14 protein-coding genes are annotated in these 20,847 nt (G+C 68.0%); 3 read left to right on the top strand and 11 right to left on the bottom strand.

Annotated elements, in window-relative coordinates:
- Positions 1-146: 146 nt before the first annotated feature.
- A complete protein-coding gene (locus tag ACFYXB_RS07605; RefSeq protein ID WP_389578843.1) occupies positions 147-1,358 on the bottom strand; it encodes a CapA family protein in 1,212 nt (403 codons plus the stop codon).
- 20 nt (positions 1,359-1,378) lie between these two features.
- On the opposite strand from ACFYXB_RS07605, the gene ACFYXB_RS07600 reads away from it, so the two are divergent.
- Both ACFYXB_RS07600 and ACFYXB_RS07595 read left to right on the top strand, forming a co-directional pair.
- A complete protein-coding gene (locus ACFYXB_RS07600; RefSeq protein WP_389578840.1) occupies positions 1,379-2,347 on the top strand; it encodes a hypothetical protein in 969 nt (322 codons plus the stop codon).
- Between the two features lie 21 nt (positions 2,348-2,368).
- A complete protein-coding gene (locus ACFYXB_RS07595) occupies positions 2,369-2,761 on the top strand; it encodes an NTP pyrophosphohydrolase (protein WP_389578839.1) in 393 nt (130 codons plus the stop codon).
- Here the strand turns inward: ACFYXB_RS07595 and ACFYXB_RS07590 are convergent.
- The 10 genes from ACFYXB_RS07590 to ngcE all read right to left on the bottom strand — a co-directional run bounded on the left by ACFYXB_RS07590 (position 2,758) and on the right by ngcE (position 16,662).
- Positions 2,758-4,206 carry an ArnT family glycosyltransferase gene (locus ACFYXB_RS07590; protein WP_389578836.1) on the bottom strand — a complete coding sequence of 483 codons (1,449 nt, stop codon included), beginning with the start codon at positions 4,204-4,206 and terminating at the stop codon, positions 2,758-2,760. The two genes, ACFYXB_RS07595 and ACFYXB_RS07590, sit on opposite strands and share 4 nt — an antisense overlap.
- 87 nt (positions 4,207-4,293) lie before the next feature.
- Positions 4,294-5,823 (bottom strand): amino acid permease, encoded by a 1,530-nt coding sequence (locus ACFYXB_RS07585; RefSeq protein WP_389578834.1) that lies wholly within the window; start codon positions 5,821-5,823, stop codon positions 4,294-4,296.
- A gap of 134 nt (positions 5,824-5,957) precedes the next feature.
- Positions 5,958-7,889: a 1-deoxy-D-xylulose-5-phosphate synthase gene (dxs, locus tag ACFYXB_RS07580; RefSeq protein WP_389578831.1), complete on the bottom strand. Its 1,932-nt coding sequence runs from the start codon at positions 7,887-7,889 to the stop codon at positions 5,958-5,960.
- A gap of 131 nt (positions 7,890-8,020) precedes the next feature.
- Entirely contained in the window at positions 8,021-9,316 is a 1,296-nt protein-coding gene (locus ACFYXB_RS07575; RefSeq protein WP_351350632.1) for a sugar ABC transporter permease, read from the bottom strand.
- Positions 9,313-10,104 carry an ATP-binding cassette domain-containing protein gene (locus tag ACFYXB_RS07570; protein ID WP_389578828.1) on the bottom strand — a complete coding sequence of 264 codons (792 nt, stop codon included), beginning with the start codon at positions 10,102-10,104 and terminating at the stop codon, positions 9,313-9,315. The genes ACFYXB_RS07575 and ACFYXB_RS07570 overlap by 4 nt, the downstream gene beginning before the upstream one ends.
- Positions 10,105-10,285: 181 nt before the next feature.
- Positions 10,286-11,389, bottom strand: coding sequence for a sugar ABC transporter substrate-binding protein (locus ACFYXB_RS07565; RefSeq protein WP_389579522.1), 1,104 nt, complete (start codon positions 11,387-11,389; stop codon positions 10,286-10,288).
- Positions 11,390-11,522: 133 nt separating this feature from the next.
- On the bottom strand, positions 11,523-12,722 hold the full coding sequence (locus tag ACFYXB_RS07560; RefSeq protein ID WP_389578825.1) for an ROK family protein: 1,200 nt from the start codon (positions 12,720-12,722) through the stop codon (positions 11,523-11,525).
- 458 nt (positions 12,723-13,180) lie between these two features.
- The gene (locus ACFYXB_RS07555; RefSeq protein ID WP_389578822.1) at positions 13,181-14,116 is read right to left on the bottom strand and encodes a carbohydrate ABC transporter permease; all 936 of its coding nucleotides are present in this window, start codon (positions 14,114-14,116) and stop codon (positions 13,181-13,183) included.
- An 18-nt stretch (positions 14,117-14,134) separates the two neighbouring features.
- Positions 14,135-15,070 (bottom strand): sugar ABC transporter permease, encoded by a 936-nt coding sequence (locus ACFYXB_RS07550; RefSeq protein WP_351350624.1) that lies wholly within the window; start codon positions 15,068-15,070, stop codon positions 14,135-14,137.
- A 149-nt stretch (positions 15,071-15,219) separates the two neighbouring features.
- The gene (gene ngcE / locus ACFYXB_RS07545; protein ID WP_389578818.1) at positions 15,220-16,662 is read right to left on the bottom strand and encodes an N-acetylglucosamine/diacetylchitobiose ABC transporter substrate-binding protein; all 1,443 of its coding nucleotides are present in this window, start codon (positions 16,660-16,662) and stop codon (positions 15,220-15,222) included.
- A 401-nt stretch (positions 16,663-17,063) separates the two neighbouring features.
- On the opposite strand from ngcE, the gene ACFYXB_RS07540 reads away from it, so the two are divergent.
- Positions 17,064-20,807, top strand: a complete 3,744-nt coding sequence (locus ACFYXB_RS07540; RefSeq protein WP_389579520.1) for a GH92 family glycosyl hydrolase — start codon at positions 17,064-17,066, stop codon at positions 20,805-20,807.
- Positions 20,808-20,847 lie beyond the last annotated feature (40 nt).

The following is a 20,847-nucleotide window of genomic DNA, read 5'->3' as shown; positions in this document are numbered from 1 at the left end:
TCGGTTGTGCGTGCACTCCGGGCACACCCGTCGCACAAGTACACCGCAGAATTCAGACAGGTAAGAACCGCATAACGTTGCACACGATCCGGTGTGATCTGTGCAACATTTGCGTTTAGATGATCAGGGCCGGGCAGAGGTGTTCGTCATTCGGGCAGCGGCGTCAGCGGTTTCAGGCCGTCCTGGGCGGCGCCCCGGTTGAGCAGGGTGCCCTCGGTGCGCTCGAAGGCGAGCCTCAGCCGGGCCCGCTGGGCGTCCGTCAGGTCGTGGTCGTCCCGGAGGGCGGCGGGCACGTCCAGCAGACGGTAGTCCCGCACATCGTCGTCCGTGTAGGTGGCCGTGCCGCCGTCCCTGACGTTCTCGGCGTCCGGCGGGATCGTCAGCAGCGTCGGCTCGAAGCGGGGCTGGACCTCCCAGTTGCCCTTGCCGTGCTCGGTGAACGTGAACCAGGCGATCACGCCCTCCTCGGTCAGCCCCGTCGGCACCTCATGCCGGGCGATCTGGTTGCCGAGGCCGTAGGTCACCCAGGTCCCGTCCACCTTCTCCATCGGCTCCACGACGTGCGCGTGATGGCCGATGACCAGGTTGATGCCCGTCTGCCGGGCGATCTGCCGGGCGAAGGACAGCTGCGAGGACGAGGGTTCCGGATGATGCTCGCGACCCCAGTGCAGGGAGAGGATCACCACTTCGGCACCGGCCTTGCGTGCCAGCTGCTCGGCGGCCTCGATCCGGCCCAGATCCTGCTGGTTGGCGAGCCACTGCTGGTCCTTCGGCAGCGTGTGCGGCTCGTTGAAACCGTAGGCGAACGATATCTGCGCGACCTTGACACCCTTGACGTCCATGACCAGCGGGGTGAGCGCCTCCTTCTGGGTCCGGAAGGAGCCCGTGTGCTTCACGCCCGCGCCATCCAGCGCGTCCAGGGTGCGCTTCACGCCCGCGTAACCGTGGTCGAGCGTGTGGTTGGAGGCCGTGGAGCAGGTGTCGTACCCGATGTCCTTGATCGTCTTCGCGGTCTGTGGCGGTACCTGGAAGTCCGGGAAGCCCTCGAACGGGCCCTTCGGCGTGCCCATCACCGGCTCGAAGTGGCAGATCGCCAGGTCCGCCTTGCTGATCACCGGCTCGATACCGGCCATCATCGGCCCGAAGTCCAGCCCGTCCACGCCCTTGCCGGTGCGCTTTGCGTCCTTGCGCGCCTGATCGACCAGCTCCGGATGCATCAGGATGTCGCCGGCGGCCGCGACGGTGAAGGAGCGCCCGCCGCCCTGGTCGTTCGCGTCGTCCTGGACGAGGCCGCAGCCGGCCAGGGCTGCGACGAGGGAGAGCGGGATCAGCAGGGTGCGGCTCAGGCGTCTGTTCACCGGGATATCTTGATACAGCCATGAGAGCCAACCGCTCACGAATCATAACGATCGCAACAATTCTGCTGATCGTCACTGGCCTCGCCGGTGCGCTGCCCGCCGTCCTGAACGCCACCCGCGGCGAGGCGACGGATGATGCCGGCCGGCGTGTCCCCAAGGGTGCCGAGCAGATCGACCTGGCGCGCGCGGTCACGGACTACACGAGCCGGTTCGCCCCTGACCGCGGCTACCGGCCACCCGGCCGAGCCGACCGCGAGGCCGTGGCCGCGGCGGTCGGGCTGTTGCTCGACGGCCACCGCACCCAAGCGGAACAGCAGCTTTCGCAACGGGACTTCACGGTGCGCACTGTCGTCGACCGGGCCTCGGGACGGCGCTGGGCCGAGGTGGCCGACCGCACCGACGACGCCGTGACGCCGCGCGGCTGGGGCCGGGTCTACCTCGACCTGGACCACCGCCCGGGCTGGTCGGTCCAGGTCCCGCATCCCGTCTTCGACCGGGGCACCGAACAGTTGGGCGTGCGGGTGCTGCACGCCGCCCCCGGCGGAATCCTGGTGATTGCGGGAGCACATCGCAAAGCCGGACCCGGGAACTCCGCTGACGTGGCGCACCGTCACGACACCGTCTTCGGTGCCATCTGTGACGAGCTGGCCCGCCGCGGGATCCCCGGGATCCAGGTGCACGGCTTCGCCGCGTCCTCCGCCCCGGGCTACGACGCGGTCGCCTCCACCGGGGCCGGGTCGGCGGGCCGCCACGACGGCCGCAGGCTGGCCGACGCCCTGCGCGCGCACGGCTTCCAGGTGTGCCGGGCCTGGGCACGGTCCTGTCCGCTGGAGGGCCGGGAGAACGTGCAGGGCCGAGTCGCCGACGACGACCATGTACCGTTCCTGCACGTCGAGTTCTCCCCCGCGGTGCGCGCCGGCGGGCGAGCCACCGAGCGGGCGGCCGCCGCGATCGGCGAGATCACTCGCGGGTGGGCGAAGAACCCGTGACAAACTGAGGCCATTATGAACATGACGGATACGACGGACACCCCCCTCCCGCTCCTCGTGATCGTCGACGCCGCGAACGTGGTCGGGTCGGTGCCCGACGGGTGGTGGCGGGACCGGAAGGGGGCCGCCGAGCGGCTGCGGGACCGGCTGGCCTCGGAGGGGCTGCCGGGGCATCCGAACCCGGTGGAGCTCGTGCTCGTCGTCGAGGGCGCCGCGCGCGGGGTGGAGTCCGCGTCCGGCGTCCGGGTGGTGCCGGCGCCGGGCAGCGGTGACGACCGCATCGTCGAGCTGGTCGCGGAGAACCCGGGCCGTGCTTGCCTGGTCATCACGGCTGACCGTGAACTGCGCGGCAGGGTCAAGGAGTTGGGGGCGGAGGTGACCGGGCCGCGCTCGGTGCTGGGCGGCACTCCCTAGTCCTTCGCCACGCGCGCGTACAGCACCGCGCCGTCCACCCTCCCCACCTCCTCGTAGCGTGCCGCGAGCAGGCCCCGCAGGCTCGGCAGCCGCTCGGGGGCGTACGGCTTGCCCCGGGAGTCGTCGATCACCAGGGCCGGGGCATGGCGGGCCAGTTCCGCGCGGAAGACGGGCCAGGCGCCCTCGACGGCGTACTTCTCGCCCACCCGGGAGTCGCCCCGGCCGCCGCTGTAGTTGGTGAGCAGGCCCGCGGTGAGATAGCGGCTGGCCGGGGCGCGGTCGGCCAGCCAGTACGTCTCCGGGTGTATCCCCCACACCAGGACGCGGTCGGCCGGTGACGTGCGGTCGGCGACGGCGGCGGCCAGGCGCTGGGCGTGGGCGAGTTCGGGGCGGGGGGCCAACAGACCCCAGGTCAGGAACAGGGAGCAGCAGCAGACGGAGGTGAAGAGCGCCGCCGTCAGCCGCTCTCGGGGCAGAAAGCGCAGCGCGGCCGTCGCAAGGAGCGCCAGCGGCGGGGTGAGCTGCAGGTAGTAGTGGCCGAAGAAGTGGAAGCCTGCGACGACGGCCGCGGCCGAGGACGCGAGCCACACCCACAGGTCCGCCGCCGAGGCGCGGGCGATGCGCGGCGCCCGTACCAGGGCCGGGAGCAGGCCCGCGCAGGCCGCCGCCAGGATCACCGTGTTGGCCAACGCCCGGACGACGACGTGGAGTTCGGAGCCGGTGAAGGAGGCGTACGCGCCCGAGCCGGTGACCGTCCAGAACACGAAGGCCGCCGGGTCGGTGAGCAGGGCCGCGCACAGCACCGGGACCGCCACGCCGGCGGCCAGCCGCAGAACACTGCCTTGCTGGGCGCCGTACCGGTGCAGCATCCACACCACCGGCACGAGCACCGCTCCGCCGGTCTGCTTGGTGAGGACGGCGCAGGCGACGGCGACCCCGGCCGCCCCCCAGCGGCGGCGGTCGGCGCACCACAGGGCGGCGGCCGTGCAGGGCAGTATGAAGACCTCGAAGAGGGCGGCCTGCGCGTCCTCGGGATTGAGTCCGACGGAGACCAGCAGATAGAGCACTCCGGCCGTACGGCCCGCGGTGTCGCCCCAGCGGCGGCGGGCGAGGGAGGCCAGCAGGACGGCGGTGAGCAGTTGTGCGAGGACGGCCAGGATCCGGACCGAGGTCAGCGAACCGGAGCCGCCGAACGCGAACGCCGCCTGGTACAGCCACGGCACGATCGGCGGCTTGCGGTCCACGACCGTGTCGTACAACTGCCCGCCGTGCGCCAGCATCCGGGCCTGTACGGCGAGATAGCCCTCGTCGGGGTTCCACAGCGGCCGGGTGAAGGACGGGGCCCGGGTGACGCAGGCCAGCGCCGCCAGCGCGGGCAGCAGCCGCGTCCAGTACGCCGTCCGTACGGCTGTTGACCTGGCGGGGGCCAGGGGCGCGGCAAGCATGGGGAGCACGCTATCCGGCCCCGTAGTCCCCACGAAGCGGGACATACGGGGCCGGGGCGGCAAGCCGGTCGAGTGCCGTGCGATCGGTTACGCCTGGGCGTCCCCGGGCGGGCGGTTGCGGGTGACCTCGGCGAGGGTGGTCTCCTCGTGGCGGCCGAGGCGGCTGTGCGAGCGGCCGTACAGGAAGTACACGAGGAAGCCGATCACCATCCAGATCGCGAACCGCAGCCAGGTCTCGGCGGGCAGATTGAGCATCAGCCACAGCGTGGCCAGGACGGACACGATCGGCAGGAACGGCACCCAGGGCGTGCGGAAGGAGCGGTGGAGGTCGGGGCGGGTGCGGCGGAGGATGATCACGCCCATCGCGACGAGGACGAAGGCGAACAGCGTGCCGATGTTCACCAGCTCGGCGAGTTCGCTGAGGCTGGTGAAGCCCGCGATGACCGCGATGATCACGCCGAGCAGGATGGTCGGGCGGTGCGGGGTGCGGAACCGCGGGTGGACGTGGGAGAAGAAGCGGGGCAGCAGTCCGTCGCGGCTCATCGCGAAGAACACGCGGGTCTGGCCGAGCAGCAGGATCATGCAGACCGTCGTCAGACCGACGGCGGCGCCGAAGCTGATCACGCCCGCATACCAGGGATGCCCGAGGGCCTTGAACGCGTCGGCGAGCGGGGCGTCCACGGAGAGCTTGCTGTAGTGCTGCATACCGGTGACGACGATCGACACCGCCACGTACAACGCCGTGCAGATGAACAGGGAGCCGAGGATGCCGCGGGGCATGTCGCGCTGCGGGTTCTTGGTCTCCTCCGCGGCGGTGGCCACGACGTCGAAGCCGATGAAGGCGAAGAAGACGACGGAGGCGGCGGTGAAGATGCCCATCACGCCGAAGTTGGACGGCGCCCAGCCGACCATCAGCTGGATGAGCGGGGCCTTGAGGCTGCCGCCCGCCGGCACGGGCTCCGCCTTGGGGATGAACGGCTTGTAGTTGTCCGACGTGATGAAGAAGGCACCGGCGATGATCACGATCAGGACGACCGTGACCTTGATGGCGACGACCAGCTCGGTGACCCGCGCGGACAGCTTCATGCCGAGCACGAGGATGCAGGTGAGGACCAGGATCAGCGCGGCGGCCAGGACGTCGAAGCCGAAGCCGTGCGCGCCGTCCCGTCCGGAGAGGTACGCGGGCAGGTGCCAGCCCGCGTTGTCGAGGAGCGAGCGGACGTAGCCGGACCAGCCGACGGCCACCACCGCAGTGCCGAGCGCGAACTCCAGGACCAGGTCCCAGCCGATGATCCAGGCGGGCAGTTCCCCGAGGGAGGCGTACGAGAAGGTGTACGCGGAGCCCGCCACCGGGAGGGTGGAGGCGAACTCGGCGTAGCAGAGCGCGGCGAGGGCGCAGACGACGCCGGCCACGACGAAGGCCAGGGAGACGGCGGGTCCCGCGTTCTCCTTCGCGACCTTGCCGGTCAGGACGAAGATGCCGGTGCCGATGATGACTCCGACACCGAAGACTGTCAGATCCAGCGCGGACAAGGATTTCTTGAGCGCGTGTTCTGGCTCCTCGGTGTCGAGGATGGACTGCTCGACCTTCTTCGTCCGGAAGAGGGTGCTGGTCACGGGGTACCTCCCACGCTTGTCGTCCTCGACATGATCGAGAGGGGGCGTGGTACGTATGCCCCGGCGCGGGTGTATTCACGCAAATGGGCCGATTTCACCACTCTGGCAGTGGTGAACCCGGCCCCGAGGGCGTGTCAGTCGCGTGCGGACTCCACGGAGTCGACCTCGTTCGCCCGGCCGTCGAACCGGCCGCCCGTCAGCTTGCAGACCAGCCCGGTGACCTGGCGGGCGATGTCGGGGGCGGTGAGCCCGATCTCGGCCATGACCTCGGCGCGGGAGGCGTGGTCGAGGAAGCGCGGCGGGATGCCGAAGTCGCGCAGCGGTACGTCGACGCCCGCGTCCCGCAGGGCCTGGGCGACGGCCGACCCGACGCCGCCGACGCGGGAGTTGTCCTCGACGGTGACGACCACGCGGTGCCGCTCGGCCAGCGGGGCCATGGCCTCGTCGACGGGCTTGACCCAACGCGGGTCGACGACGGTGGTGGTGATGCCCTGCTTCTCGAGCAGAGCGGCGATCTCCAGGCACATCGGCGCGAGGGCGCCCACGGAGACGAGGAGCACGTCGGGCATGTCCGTCCCCGGCTCGCGCAGCACGTCCATGCCTCCGACCCGACCGACGGCCGGTACGGCGGGGCCGACGGCGCCCTTCGAGAAGCGCACGACGGTCGGCGCGTCCTCCACCTCGACGGCCTCGCGGAGTTGGGCGCGGACCTGGTCGGCGTCGCGCGGCGCGGCGAGGCGCAGCCCCGGCACGACCTGAAGGATCGACATGTCCCACATGCCGTTGTGGGAGGCGCCGTCCGTGCCGGTGATGCCGGCACGGTCGAGCACGAAGGTGACGCCGCACTTGTGCAGGGCCACGTCCATCAGCACCTGGTCGAAGGCCCGGTTGAGGAAGGTGGCGTAGACGGCGAAGACGGGGTGGACGCCGCCGACGGCGAGGCCGGCCGCGGAGACGGCGCCGTGCTGCTCGGCGATGCCGACGTCGTAGATCCGGTCCGGGAACGCGTCCGCGAACTTCTTCAGACCGACCGGCTGGAGCATCGCCGCCGTGATCGCGACGATGTCCTCGCGCTCCTGGCCGAGCCTGACCATCTCGTCGCCGAAGACGGAGGTCCAGTCGGCGCCCGAGGCCTTGATCGGCAGGCCCGTGTCGGGGTGGATGGGGCCGATGCCGTGGAAGCGGTCGGCCTCGTCCTGGAGGGCGGGCTGGTAGCCGCGGCCCTTCTCGGTGAGGCAGTGCACGATGACGGGCCCGCCGAACCGCTTGGCCCGCGCGAGAGCCGACTCCAGGGCCTCGATGTCGTGGCCGTCGATCGGGCCGACGTACTTCAGGCCGAGGTCCTCGAACATGCCCTGCGGGGCGATGAAGTCCTTGAACCCCTTCTTCGCCCCGTGCAGGGTCTCGTAGAGCGGCCTGCCGACGACGGGGGTCCGTTCCAGGACCTCCTTGGTGCGGGCGAGGAAACGCTCGTACCCGTCCGTCGTCCGCAGCGTCGCCAGGTGGTTGGCGAGTCCGCCGATGGTCGGGGCGTACGACCGCTCGTTGTCGTTGACGACGATGACGAGGGGCCGGTCCTTGGCGTCGGCGATGTTGTTCAGCGCCTCCCACGCCATGCCGCCCGTCAGGGCCCCGTCACCGATGACGGCGACCACATGGCTGTCGCGCCCGTGCAACTGGTTGGCCTTGGCGAGGCCGTCGGCCCAGCCGAGGACGGTGGAGGCGTGGGAGTTCTCGATGACGTCGTGCTCGGACTCGGCCTGCGAGGGGTAGCCGGACAGGCCGCCCTTCATCTTCAGCTTGGAGAAGTCCTGACGCCCGGTGAGCAGCTTGTGCACATAGGACTGGTGACCGGTGTCCCAGAGCACCTTGTCCTTCGGCGACTCGAAGACACGGTGCAGGGCGAGAGTGAGCTCGACCACGCCCAGGTTGGGGCCGAGGTGGCCGCCGGTCTTGGAGACGGCGTCCACGAGGAAGCTCCGGATCTCCTCCGCCAGCTGGTCCAGCTCCTCCAGGCTGAGCCGGTCCAGATCGCGCGGTCCCCTGATGCGGGTCAGCAGCGGCACCCGTGCCTCCTTGCAGTATCGCTGATCGAGCTGTTGCCGGGCCCGACGATTCTAATGTTCCGTCTCTGTACGACACGACAGTGCCCGGCACCTTGAAGGCACCGGGCACTGTCGTCCAACGGCGATGCCGGTCAGGCGCGACCCGCCGTCTTCTGAGTCTTACGCGTGACCGAGTCGATGACCACGGTGGTCAGAAGGACCGCCGCCGTGATCATGTACTTCACCGGCTCCGCGATGGACTCGAGCTGCAGTCCGTACTGGATCGACACGATGACCAGCACACCGAGCAGCGCGTTCCACGTGCGGCCACGACCGCCGAAGAGCGACGTACCACCGATGACCGCCGCGGCGATCGCGTTCATCAGCAGGTCACCCGTGCCGGCGCTCTGGTTGGCCGAGGCGATCTTGGAGGCCAGGAACAGACCGCCGATCGCCGCGAGGCCGCCCGAGATGGCGAACACGGTGATCCGCACCGAGGTGACGTTGATACCCGCACGACGCGACGCCTCGACGCTGCCGCCGAGCGCGAAGATCTTGCGTCCGTACGCGGTACGGCGCAGCACGAAGTCGGTGAGGATCAGGAAGGCCAGGAAGACCACCGTGGCCAGCGGCAGGCCCTTGTACTGGTTGTACATGTACGCCGCGGCGAAGGAGATGATCGCGAGCAGCGCCGTACGCATCAACGTGTCGCTGAGCGGCCGGGACGGGACGCCCGCGGCCTCGCGGCGGCGGTTGCCCAGGAAGGAGGTGACGAAGAACACCACGACCACGACGAGGGCCAGACCGTAGGCGGCAACCACGTCGGTGAAGAAGTACGTGGTGAGCTTGCCGATCAGACCGTCGCTGTCGAGGTTGATCGTGCCGTTCGCGCCCAGCACCTTGAGCATGAAGCCGAGCCAGAACAGCAGACCGGCCAGGGTCACGGCGAAGGCGGGGGCGCCGAGCACCGCGAAGAAGAAGCCGTGCGTCGCGCCGATGGCCGCACCCGCGGCGATGGCGACGAGCACCGCGACCCACTCGGGCCAGCCCTGGTTGACCGCGAGGACGGCCGCGAGGGCGCTGGCCGCGCCGCTGACCGAGCCGACCGACAGGTCGATCTCGCCGAGCAGCAGCACGAAGACGATGCCGACGGAGATCATGCCCGTGCCGACCATCGTGACGGTGATGTCGCTGATGTTCTGCGCGGACAGGAAGTTGGAGTTGAGGCTCTGGAAGATGATGCAGATGATGATCAGACCGAGGACGACCGGGAGGGAGCCCAGTTCACCGGTCTTCAGCTTGCGCTTGAACTCGCCGAGGTAGCCCGCGAGGCCCTGCTCGCGCACGAGCAGGCGGGGGTCTACGGCGGTCACGGCGGCCGCAGCCGCCTCAGGGTTCTCCACGACGCTGTCGTCCTGCGGCGACGCGGAGGTCTTGTCGATGCTCACTTGGAAACCTCCCCGGTCGAGCGCGCGGCACGACGGGTCACAGCGTTGTCGGTGGCGCCGGTGATGGCGGAGATGATCTCCTCCTGCGAGGTCGTCTTGACCTCGAAGACGCCGTTGTTGCGGCCGAGGCGCAGGACGGCGACCTTGTCGGCCACGGCCTTCACGTCCGCCATGTTGTGGCTGATGAGGACGACGGCAAGACCGCGCTCACGCAGCCGCTCGACGAGGTCGAGGACCTGGGCGGTCTGCTCGACACCGAGGGCGGCGGTGGGCTCGTCCAGAATGACCAGCTTGGGCTCGCCGAGCATGGAACGGGCGATGGCCACGGTCTGGCGCTGACCGCCGGAGAGCGAGGCGATCGGGATGCGGACGCTGGGGATGCGGATCGACAGCGTGGTCAGCAGCTCGCGGGAGCGGCGCTCCATCTCGACCTCGTCGAGGACGCCCCACTTCCTCAGCTCGCGGCCGAGGTACAGGTTGCCGACGACGTCGATGTTGTCGCACAGCGCGAGGTCCTGGTACACCGTCGCGATGCCCAGGGCCTGGGCGTCGTGCGGCCTGCCGATCGACACGGGCTTGCCCTCCCATTCGATGACGCCCTCATCGATGGGGTGCACGCCGGCGATCGTCTTGACCAGCGTGGACTTTCCGGCGCCGTTGTCGCCCACCAGGGCGACCACCTCACCGGCGTGGACCTCAAGCTCTACATCGGTGAGCGCCTGAACGGCACCGAACCGCTTGGAGACCCCGCGCAACGCCAGCACGGGCGTAGCGGACACGTGAACCATCTCCTTCGCCGCCTGACCCGGCGGGAGGTTGTGCAGAAGTTTGGGGGGATGTTCCGTCCGGCGCCCCGCGGCGAGCTTGCGGGGCTGTCTGATGCGCGGGGCGCCGGAGGAGCCTGGAGGGGTCAGTCCCGTACGGGGACCCATGACGGATCCCCGTGATTGTGCCGGGACTTGACGCCGCTTACTTGATGCCGAGCTTGGTGCAGGCCGACGCGTACTTGCCGGTGCAGATGTCAGCGGCGGTGTAGACGCCGTCCTTGATGACGGTGTCGTTCACGTTGTCCTTCGTCAGCGAGGTGACCGGGACGAGGACCGACGGGACGTCGGTGGCCGAGCCGCTGGAGACCTTGTCCTTGGCGATCGAGGAGAGGTCCTCGCCCTTGGCGAGCGCGACGGCCATCTCGGCGGCGGCGTCGGCCTCGGGGGCGTACGGCTTGTAGACGCTCATGTACTGCTCACCGGCGATGATGCGCTGCACGCCCGCGAGTTCGGCGTCCTGGCCGGTGACCGGCACGGAGAGGCCGGCCGCCTTGAGGGCGGTGATGATACCGCCGGCCATGCCGTCGTTGGCCGAGTAGACGCCCGCGATGTTCTTGGCGCCGACCGCGGAGATCGCCGTCTCCATCTCGGAGTTGGCGTTGTCCGGCGACCACTCCTTGGTGTCGTACTCCTTGGCGATCGTGACCTTGCCGTCAAGGACGGAGTGGGCGCCCTTCTTGAACTGCGCGGCGTTCGGGTCGGTGACCGAGCCGTTGACCATGACGATCTTGGAGGACTTGGTGGCCTTGCTGCCCAGCGCCTTCAGCAGGGCCTCGCCCTGGGCCTTGCCGACCGCCTCGTTGTCGAACGAGGTGTACGCGCTGATGGGGCCCTCGGCCAGACGGTCGTACGCGACGACCTTGATGCCCGCGTCCTTGGCCTTCTGGACGGAGTTCTGGATGGCCTTGGCGTCCACGGCGTCCAGGATGAGCACGTCCACCTTGTTGGTGATCATCGTGTCGACCTGCTGGGCCTGGAGGTTGGCGTCCTGGCGGGCGTTGTTGTACTGGATCTCCGCCTTGTTGTTCGTCAGCTCCTTGATCTTCTTCTCGATCAGAGGCCGGTCGAACTTCTCGTACCGCGCGGTCTTGTTCTCGGGGAGAAGGAGACCGACCTTGATGTTGTCGCCCTTCTTGACGGACGACTCGGAAGCAGAGCTCTTGTTGCCGGAGTCCTTGGCGCTGCCACATGCGGCCAGCGAAACGGCCATGGCACCAGCAGCAACGGCGAAGGCCGCACGACGCATACGCGTGTTCACTTCAGAAACCTCCCTGACGAGGCCGCGTCGTTGCGGCCGAGGTGGCTGGAAGTCAACTCGGCCACACGTGCGACGTCAAGAAGTAAATCCTTAACGAGATGGCAACGGTGCCATCCGTTCTCTAAGTGAAGGCGGGAGCAATCGCGGGCACCGACCCATCCAAAAGGGTCGAATCACCCATCTCGCTGAGCGCGAGAGCGAGCGCTCCGAGCACCTCGGCGCGGCCGCCGAGGGCCCCCGGGAGAACGGACAACTGCCGTGCCGCGCTGGGGATCGCGTAGCGGCCGACGGACTCTCTGATGGGCCCCAGAACGAGCTCTCCGGCCTCGGCAAGATCGCCGCCGAGGACCACCCGGCTGGGGTTCAGCAGGTTGCAGAGATTGGCCACTCCGGAGCCGATGTGACGGCCGACGTCGGCGATCACCCGACGGCAGCCCGGGTCACCGTCCCGAGCCAACCGTACGACGCCTTCCATGGTCAGGTCGGTGCCATGACTGGACTGGAGCAGCGGAAGAACGTATCGGGCCGCCGTGAAGGTCTCCAGACATCCGCGGTTTCCGCAGCGGCAGACCGGACCGGCTTCGTCGAGGGTGATGTGTCCGATTTCACCCGCCGTGCCGCCGGGTCCACGGTAGATCTTCCCGTTGATCACCAGGCCGGCGCCGACACCGCTGGCGACCTTGATGTACGCCAGGTCGCGCACGCCCCGGCCACTGCCCCAGACCAGCTCGCCGAGGGCACCGAGGTTGGCGTCGTTGTCCACGTGCACGGGCACGCCCAGCCGCCCGCGCAACTCCTCGGCGGGCTTGGTGCCGCCCCAGCCCGGCAGGATCGCGGTGGAGCCCAGGGTGCCGGACTCGACGTCGATGGGCCCGGGGACGCCGAGGCCCACCCCGGCGACCTTCGAACGGTCCACCCCGACCGCCTCGATCAGCCGGTTGACCAGCTCTTCGGCCCGGTCGAAGCCCTGGCTGGCGGAGGCGTCGACGTCCAGCGGCTCGGACTCCTCGGCCAGCACCTGGTGGGCGAGATTCCCGATCGCCACGCGCAAATGGGCGTGCCCGAAATCGACGCCGATGACAATGCCGGCGTCGCCGCTCAGGGAGACGCTGCGGGCCCTTCGTCCACCGGATGAAGTGGGCGTGACCTCGACGGTTCCGCCATCCTTCAGTTCCCGCACGATATTGGAGACCGTCGCGGCGGACAGGCCGGTCGTGCGCGCGATCTCCGCCTGCGTGAGCGACCCGGCCAGCCGCACGGCCCGTACGACTCGTTCCAGGTTGGCCCGGTGCAGCGACGACTGCGACCCCGGAGTCTCCATCGACCCATCCACTCCTGCCATCGGCGGGCGGCCACGATGCCGCCCGTGGCCCAGGTCACATCTGCGGAACCGGGCCACTTACAAGTTATGAACTCCAAGCTCTGCCGAACGGGTTGTCGCAGTCAAGACCTAGACGGAAATCGCTGTCACTTCTCCCACCCGGCCCCGGACACCCTCCGGACATGCGTACGCCACCCCAGAGCAGGGCGGCGTTGCCTCGGAGGCGGCTCTCGCGGGCCCTCCAAGGGGTCCGCACTGGGCTGACGTGCGGACATGGGCCCACATACCGAATCCTTCAGCCGCGGAAACCTTGTGGGTTCACACAAGGGACGCTGAATGGGAACCGGTGTGCGAATTGCGGGTGCGAATTTCAGATGTGGGGATGCGGCCTCGGTGGTCCCGACATGCCAGTGGGCGCCGGCATGCTGCCGGCGCCCACTGGCACACCTCCGCGTCCGCTACTTCAGCGTGGCCGAGGTCAGTCCCGCCTGCACCTGGCGCTGGAAGGACAGATAGACGACCAGCATGGGGATCATCGCGATCGTCACGCCCGCGAAGAGGACGGGCAGATCCGAGGCGTACCCCTGCTGCTGTTGCAGTTGGATCAGCCCCTGGGTGAGGACGTAGCGCTCCGGATCACTGCCGCTCTGCGGCTGCATCAGGACGGTCGGCAGGATGAACTGGTTCCACTGGCCGAGCGTGTTGAAGATCCCGACGCTGATCAGACCCGGCTTGGCCATCGGCAGCATCACCTGGAAGAAGGTCCGGGTGTGCGAGGCACCGTCGAGGACCGCCGCCTCGAAGACCGCCGTCGGCAGGGTCCGGAAGAAGGCGTGCATGAAGAACACCGTGAACGGCAGCGAGTACGCCACGTAGACCAGGATCAGACCCTGGTAGGTGTTCAGCATGTCCAGCCGCTTCACCATGAAGAACAGCGGGACCAGGGCCAGGAAGACGGGGAACATCGCGCCCGCGACGAAGAAGTAGTACAGGAAACGGTTGCCCCAGAACTGGTAGCGGGCCAGCACGTACGCCGCCATCGAGCCGAACAGCATCGTCAGCGGTACCGAGAAGACCAGCACGATGACGGTGTTGAGGAAGTAGTCGCCGATGCCCTTGTCCCAGGCCCGGGAGAAGACGCCGAACGACCAGTGCTGCGGCCAGCCGAAGGCCGAACCGCCGATCTGGACATTGGTCTTGAAGGAGCTGAGCACCAGCCACAGCAGCGGCAGCACGATCAGCAGCCCCCACAGGGCGAGGAATCCGTGCGAGAAGACGTTCAGTACGACGCCTTCGCCGCGCGAGTCGCCGGGGCGGGCCGGCGTGCTGCCGGCCGAGGGCTGGGCCGGGACGGAACCACCCGCGGGGGCCGTCTCCTTGAGAGGTGCGCTCATCGTCGTCGTCTCTTCCGCTCAGAACTCGATGCGGTCGCGGCGGGTGGCGCGCAGCGTGACCACGGACAGGATCAGGGTGAGGACGAGCATGACCACGCCCATGGCACAGGCGTAGCCGCTCTTCCCGTAGTAGAGGAAGTTGCGCATCATCACGGTGGCCATGACTTCACTGTCGTGGTCGGGGCCGCCGCCGTACGCGCCCATGTTCTGTGTCATCGACGAGACGAGCACGAACATGTCCATCGCCACGATGCCCAGATAGACCCAGGCCGTCTGCACGGAGTCCCAGAGCAGGGGCAGCGTGATGCGGAAGAAGGACTGGGAACGGCGGGCACCGTCGATGAGGGCGGCCTCGTAGATGTCCCTCGGGATGGACTGCATGGCCGCCGAGAAGAGCACGAGGTAGAAGCCGACCCCGTGCCAGACCACGACCAGCATCAGCGCCCACAGCACCAGGTTGGGCTCGTTGAGCCACTCCACGGGACTGTTCGCGTCGACGAGGCCGAGTTTGATCAGGAAACCGTTGAGCAGACCGCCACCGTCACTGCGGTACACGGCATTGAACAGAACCGCGAGAATCGCGAGCGAGAGGACCTGCGGGAAGAAGTAGACGATCTTGTAGAACTTGGATCCGGCGACTCCCTGGACACCTCCGGCCCGGCTGCGCCCGCCCGCATTCAGCATGAACGCGAAGAACAGGGCGAGCAAAATGGTGATCACCGGGATGAACACCAGGAACAGGATGTTGTGCCAGATGGCCTTCAGGAAGATGTCGTCCTGCAACAACGCCTTGTAGTTGTCCAGTCCGACGAAACTGAAAGTCTGCGACTCACCCTTCCAGTCGGTGAGCGAATAGCCGAACGTCTGGACGTACGGCCAGATGACGAAGATCAGGTAGAGCGCCACGGGAACGAGAAGAAATCCCGCGACGAACCTGTACTGCCCTTTGCGCATGGCGTTCCTGCCCCTGGTGTTCCGGTCCGTGTAGCGCCCCCGAAGGGGGCGCGGGGCTGTGCCGATGTGCGGCTCCGCCGCGCGGGCGCGACCACCCACGGACAATCCGCATCTCACACCGGTTCACAGCCCCGGCGCCCTTGGCGGAGCTAGTCGCGGTGGTTCTTCTTGGAGGCCGGGTCCTTGGCCGCCTTGTCGACCGCCGCCTGGGCCCGCTTGAGCCATTCCTTGGGCTGAATGCGCTTGGCCATCAGCTCGTTGGACGCCGCCTCGATGGCGGTGCCCATCTCGCTGTACCACTCGGTGTACAGGAACCGGAAGGTGTTGTCCCCGGCCGCCTTCGACACCTCGACCGTGGACTGGGTGCCCGGGCGCAGCGTGACGCTCGGGTCGACGCCGTCCTTGAGGATGGTCAGCGAGTTCGCCTCCTTGGCGAACAGCGTCGACCACTCCTTGGAGAGCATCATCCGCATGAACTCCTTGGCCCCGGCCAGGTTTCCGGCCTTGGCCGGGATGATGAAGGGCTCGCCGGAGCCGGCGCGGATCGCCTCGAAGGGCAGCTTGCTGTCCGGCAGCAGGGGCATCGGCATGAACTTCATGTCGAAGTCGGCCGGCGTCTGCTTGAGCTGCTCGTTCTCCAGCCAGGAGCCACAGGTGATGAACGCGGCCTTGTACTGGTTCCAGCGGGTCTGGGACTCGGTGTGGGTCAGGCCGTTCGTACCGGGCATCAACAGGCCCTTCTCGACGACCTCGTAGATCGCCTCGACGCCCGCCTGCGCGGCGTCGGAGCCGACGAAGGCCTTGGGGTCGAGGTTGTCGATCGCCTTCATGGCGTCCAGACCGCCCTTCTTGGCGATCATGTCCATGATGGCGACGTTGATGTAGTACGGGTACTTGCCCTGGTGGGCCAGACCGCCGATGCCCTGCTTCTTGGCGTCCTGGCAGATGGCGATGAAGTCGTCCCAGGTCTTGGGCTCTTCCCAGCCCTTCTCCTTGAAGAGCTTGCCGGAGTACCACAGACCCCAGACCGTGTAGATGTAGTTGAGGGCGACGATCTTGCCCTCCTGCATGCCCGGGTCGAGCGTGCCCGGGATCAGGGTGTCGCGCACCTTCTTGGAGGGGTCGTCGATCGACGGGGAGTCCAGCACCACGGCCAGGTCGAGGAGTTGGCCGTTCTTGTAGAGGACGTCGATCTTGATCTGCTGGGCGCCGGAGTCGTCGACGACGTCCGGCGGGGTGCCGCCGTTGAAGCGGGGCTGGAGCTTGCCGGTGATCTCCTGGGTACCGGTGTGGGTGGAGGTGATCCCCCACTTCTTCTGGAAGCTCGCCTCCCACGCCTTGGCGTAGTCGTCGCCGTATCCGCCCTTGAAGACGACGACGTCGAGCTTGCTGCCCTTCTTCACTCCGAAGGGGTTCGACTTGGACGTCTTGCCCCCGGAGTTGTCGTTATTGCTGTTGTCGCCGCCACCGCTGGCACACGCGGACAGGAAACTCATCGTCGGCACGGAGATCAGACCAAGTGCGGCGGACCGCTTGATCAGATCGCGCCGGCCCACACCTTCGGAACCGTTCGCTGCGGAAGTGGATCCCATGCTCAAGTCCTCGCCTTCTCCAGGACTCAGGCGGTGAACCGGATCCTCCCCGGCACCGCGGTCGGGTAGTGCAGGGTTGTGCAGGAAACGCCGACAGGTATAGTCCACTTCTCGCCAGCTGGGCAAGATCGAATACAAGGTTGGCCATGGGTCTTTTCCGAGTTGAGACCTCCCGGAAATATGAGGCGCCTGTGAGTGCCTTGCCGGAAAAATCCGCGACATAGGTCCCTGAATGCCGCAGCCAACGCTCTTGACATCACCGGCCACTTGACTCCCTACTGGTTCCTGCGCACCAAAATTGACAACGTTGTCTAACGTGCGCAGGGAGGGTACCCGCTTTGTTGCAGCGAAGAACTGGGCACAGATGGGGTCCGGCGGTCGTGGTCACGGCCGCCTTCGTCATGGCGGTCGGCTCGCAGGGAGCGGCAGTCGCCCTGCCCGTCCAAGCGACCGCCCCGGGCCAGGAGTTCGCCTCGTCGTTCGAGACGGGCGATCCGGCGCCGGACTGGCTGAACACCGTCGACACGGCACCGGACGGAAGCAAGCGCGCCTCCGGCGTCGACGGCGGCTACAGCACCGGCATTCCGGGCAATGTCACCGACCATGTCACCGACGTACGGGCGAGCAGCGAGAACACGGGCGGAGGCGAGGTCAAGGAGAACCTCGTCGACGGCGAGCCGAGCACCAAGTGGCTCACCTTCGAGCCCACCGGCTGGGTCGAGTTCGACCTCGACAAGCCCATCAAGCTCGTGACGTACGCCCTCACGTCGGCCAACGACTTCGACGGGCGCGACCCGAAGGACTGGACCCTTCAGGGCTCGACGGACGGCAAGGACTGGAAGACCGTCGACACCCGGACCGGGGAGTCCTTCTCGGAACGATTCCAGACCAAGACGTACGATCTCACCGAACCGGCCGAATACCAGCACTTCCGGCTCGACGTGACGAAGAACAACGGCGCGTCGGACATCCTGCAGCTGGCAGACGTGCAGTTCTCCACGGGCGGCACGGGTGACCCGGTGCCGCAGGACATGCTCTCGCTCGTCGACCGCGGCCCGAGCGGCTCGCCGACGGCGAAGGCCGGCGCGGGCTACACCGGCAAGCGGGCCCTGCGCTACGCGGGCCGGCACACCGCGGACGGGCGGGCGTACTCGTACAACAAGGTCTTCGACGTCGATGTGAAGGTCGGCCGCGACACCCAGCTGTCGTACCGGATCTTCCCGTCGATGGCCGACGGCGACCGCGACTACGACGCCACCAACGTCTCGGTGGACCTGGCCTTCACGGACGGGACGTATCTGAGCGGTCTCGGCGCCACGGACCAGCACGGCTTCGCACTGACCCCGCAGGGGCAGGGCGCCGCCAAGGTGCTGTACGTCAACCAGTGGAACAACGTGGCCTCGCGAATAGGTTCGGTCGCCGCGGGCAAGACGGTCGACCGGATCCTGCTGGCGTACGACTCCCCCAAGGGGCCGGCCAAGTTCCGCGGCTGGATAGACGACGTGGCGGTCAAGGCGGTCGCCCCCGAGAAGCCCAAGGCGCACCTGGCCGACTATGCGCTAACCACCCGCGGCACCAACTCCAGCGGCAGCTTCTCGCGCGGCAACAACTTCCCGGCGACCGCGCTGCCGCACGGCTTCAATTTCTGGACGCCGGTGACCAACGCGGGCTCGCTCAGCTGGCTGTACGAGTACGCGCGGGGCAACAACGCCGACAACCTGCCGACGATCCAGGCGTTCAGCGCGAGCCATGAGCCCAGCCCCTGGATGGGCGACAGGCAGACCTTCCAGGTGATGCCGTCGGCCGCCTCGGGCACGCCGGACACTGACCGTACGGCGCGGTCGCTGGCCTTCCGGCACGAGAACGAGACCGCGCGGCCGTACTACTACGGCGTCCGCTTCGAGAACGGGCTCAAGGCGGAGATGGCGCCGACCGACCACGCGGCGTCCCTGCGCTTCACCTACCCCGGTGACGACGCGAGCGTGCTCTTCGACAACGTCACCGAGCAGGCCGGGCTCACCCTCGACAAGGACAACGGCGTCGTCACCGGCTACTCCGACGTGAAGTCGGGCCTGTCGACGGGCGCGACGCGGCTGTTCGTGTACGGCGTCTTCGACAAGCCGGTCACGGACGGGAGTTCGAGCGGGGTCAAGGGCTATCTGCGGTTCGCCGCGGGTGACGACCACACCGTCACCCTGCGCCTGGCGACCTCGCTGATCAGCGTCGACCAGGCGAAGGACAACCTGCGCCAGGAGATCCCGGACGGCACGTCCTTCGACGCGGTGAAGGCGAAGGCCCAGCGCGCCTGGGACAAGATCCTCGGCAAGGTCGAGGTCGAGGGCGCGACGCCCGACCAGCTGACCACGTTGTACTCCAGCATGTACCGGCTGTACCTGTATCCCAACTCGGGCTTCGAGAAGGTCGGCTCGAAGGACCAGTACGCGTCGCCGTTCTCGCCGATGCCGGGTCCGGACACCCCGACCCACACCGGCGCGAAGATCGTCGACGGCAAGGTGTACGTCAACAACGGCTTCTGGGACACCTATCGGACCACGTGGCCGGCGTACTCCTTCCTGACGCCCTCTCAGGCAGGCGAAATGGTCGACGGGTTCGTGCAGCAGTACAAGGACGGTGGCTGGACCTCCCGTTGGTCCTCCCCCGGCTACGCGGACCTGATGACCGGCACCTCCTCGGACGTGGCGTTCGCGGACGCATACGTCAAGGGCGTCACGTTCGACGCGAAGGCGGCGTACGACGCGGCCGTGAAGAACGCGACCGTCGTCCCGCCGTCCTCGGGCGTGGGCCGCAAGGGCATGGCCACCTCGCCCTTCCTCGGCTACACCAGCACGTCCACCGGTGAGGGCTTCTCCTGGGCCATGGAGGGCTACGTCAACGACTACGGCATCGCCAAGATGGGCGAGGCCCTCTACAAGAAGACAGGCGAGAAGCGCTACAAGGAGGAGTCCCAGTACTTCCTCAACCGCGCCCAGGACTACGTCAACCTCTTCGACTCCAAGGCCGGTTTCTTCCAGGGCCGTGACGCGCAGGGCAACTGGCGCGTCGACTCCGCCAAGTACGACCCGCGCGTGTGGGGTTACGACTACACGGAGACCAACGGCTGGGGCTACGCCTTCACCGCCCCGCAGGACAGCCGCGGCCTCGCCAACCTGTACGGCGGCCGCAGCGGCCTCGGCGACAAGCTCGACGAGTACTTCGCCACGCCGGAGACGGCCTCGCCCGAGTTCGTCGGCTCCTACGGCGGTGTCATCCACGAGATGACCGAGGCGCGGGACGTACGGATGGGCATGTACGGCCACTCCAACCAGGTCGCGCACCATGTGATCTACATGTACGACGCGGCCGGTGAGCCCTGGAAGGCGCAGGAGAACGTCCGCCAGGCGCTCTCCCGCCTCTACACGGGCAGCGAGATCGGGCAGGGCTACCACGGCGACGAGGACAACGGCGAGCAGTCGGCCTGGTACCTCTTCTCCTCGCTCGGCTTCTACCCGCTGGTCATGGGCAGCAGCGAGTACGCCATCGGCTCCCCGCTGTTCACCAAGGCCACGGTCCATCTGGAGAACGGCCACGACCTGGTGATCAACGCCCCGAAGAACAGCGCGAAGAACGTCTATGTGCAGGGCCTGACCGTCAACGGCAGCTCCTGGACGAAGACTTCGCTCCCCCACACGCTGCTCGAGAAGGGCGGGGTGCTGACCTTCGACATGGGCTCCAGGCCCTCGAAGTGGGGCACCGGCAAGAACGCGGCCCCGGTCTCCATCACCCAGGACGACAAGGTCCCCACGCCCCGCGCGGACGTGCTGAAGGGTGACGGCGCCCTGTTCGACAACACCTCGGCGACGTCCGCGGCGGTGACGTCCGTGGACCTGCCGGTGGGGAGCGCGACGAAGGCCGTCCAGTACACGCTGACGTCCGGTACGGACCACACAAAGGCACCGACCGGCTGGACCCTCCAGGCCTCCACCGACGGCACGACCTGGAAGACCCTGGACCACCGCTCGGGCGAATCCTTTGCCTGGGACCGCCAGACCAGGGCGTTCACGGTCGACGCCCCGGGCTCGTACACGAAGTACCGCCTGGTCCTGGACGGCGAGTCGACGCTGGCGGAGGTGGAGCTGCTGGCGTGACGGACGTCTGACAACCCTGAGGGCCCGCCGGTCGAGACCG

Origin of the sequence: Streptomyces sp. NPDC002619, from assembly GCF_042889305.1 — a bacterium.
In the GTDB taxonomy this organism is placed as follows: domain Bacteria; phylum Actinomycetota; class Actinomycetes; order Streptomycetales; family Streptomycetaceae; genus Streptomyces.
This window is presented reverse-complemented; position numbering and strand designations above follow the sequence as displayed.

Excerpts from the sequence above, each read along its gene's own strand:
- ACFYXB_RS07550 (WP_351350624.1), bottom strand. The coding sequence starts at position 15,070 with ATGCGCAAAGGGCAGTACAGGTTCGTCGCGGGATTTCTTCTCGTTCCC.
- ACFYXB_RS07600 (WP_389578840.1), top strand. The coding sequence starts at position 1,379 with ATGAGAGCCAACCGCTCACGAATCATAACGATCGCAACAATTCTGCTG.
- ACFYXB_RS07590 (WP_389578836.1), bottom strand. The coding sequence starts at position 4,206 with ATGCTTGCCGCGCCCCTGGCCCCCGCCAGGTCAACAGCCGTACGGACG.
- ACFYXB_RS07555 (WP_389578822.1), bottom strand. The coding sequence starts at position 14,116 with ATGAGCGCACCTCTCAAGGAGACGGCCCCCGCGGGTGGTTCCGTCCCG.
- ACFYXB_RS07540 (WP_389579520.1), top strand. The coding sequence starts at position 17,064 with ATGGCGGTCGGCTCGCAGGGAGCGGCAGTCGCCCTGCCCGTCCAAGCG.
- ngcE (WP_389578818.1), bottom strand. The coding sequence starts at position 16,662 with ATGGGATCCACTTCCGCAGCGAACGGTTCCGAAGGTGTGGGCCGGCGC.
- ACFYXB_RS07560 (WP_389578825.1), bottom strand. The coding sequence starts at position 12,722 with ATGGAGACTCCGGGGTCGCAGTCGTCGCTGCACCGGGCCAACCTGGAA.
- ACFYXB_RS07595 (WP_389578839.1), top strand. The coding sequence starts at position 2,369 with ATGACGGATACGACGGACACCCCCCTCCCGCTCCTCGTGATCGTCGAC.
- ACFYXB_RS07565 (WP_389579522.1), bottom strand. The coding sequence starts at position 11,389 with ATGCGTCGTGCGGCCTTCGCCGTTGCTGCTGGTGCCATGGCCGTTTCG.
- ACFYXB_RS07570 (WP_389578828.1), bottom strand. The coding sequence starts at position 10,104 with ATGGTTCACGTGTCCGCTACGCCCGTGCTGGCGTTGCGCGGGGTCTCC.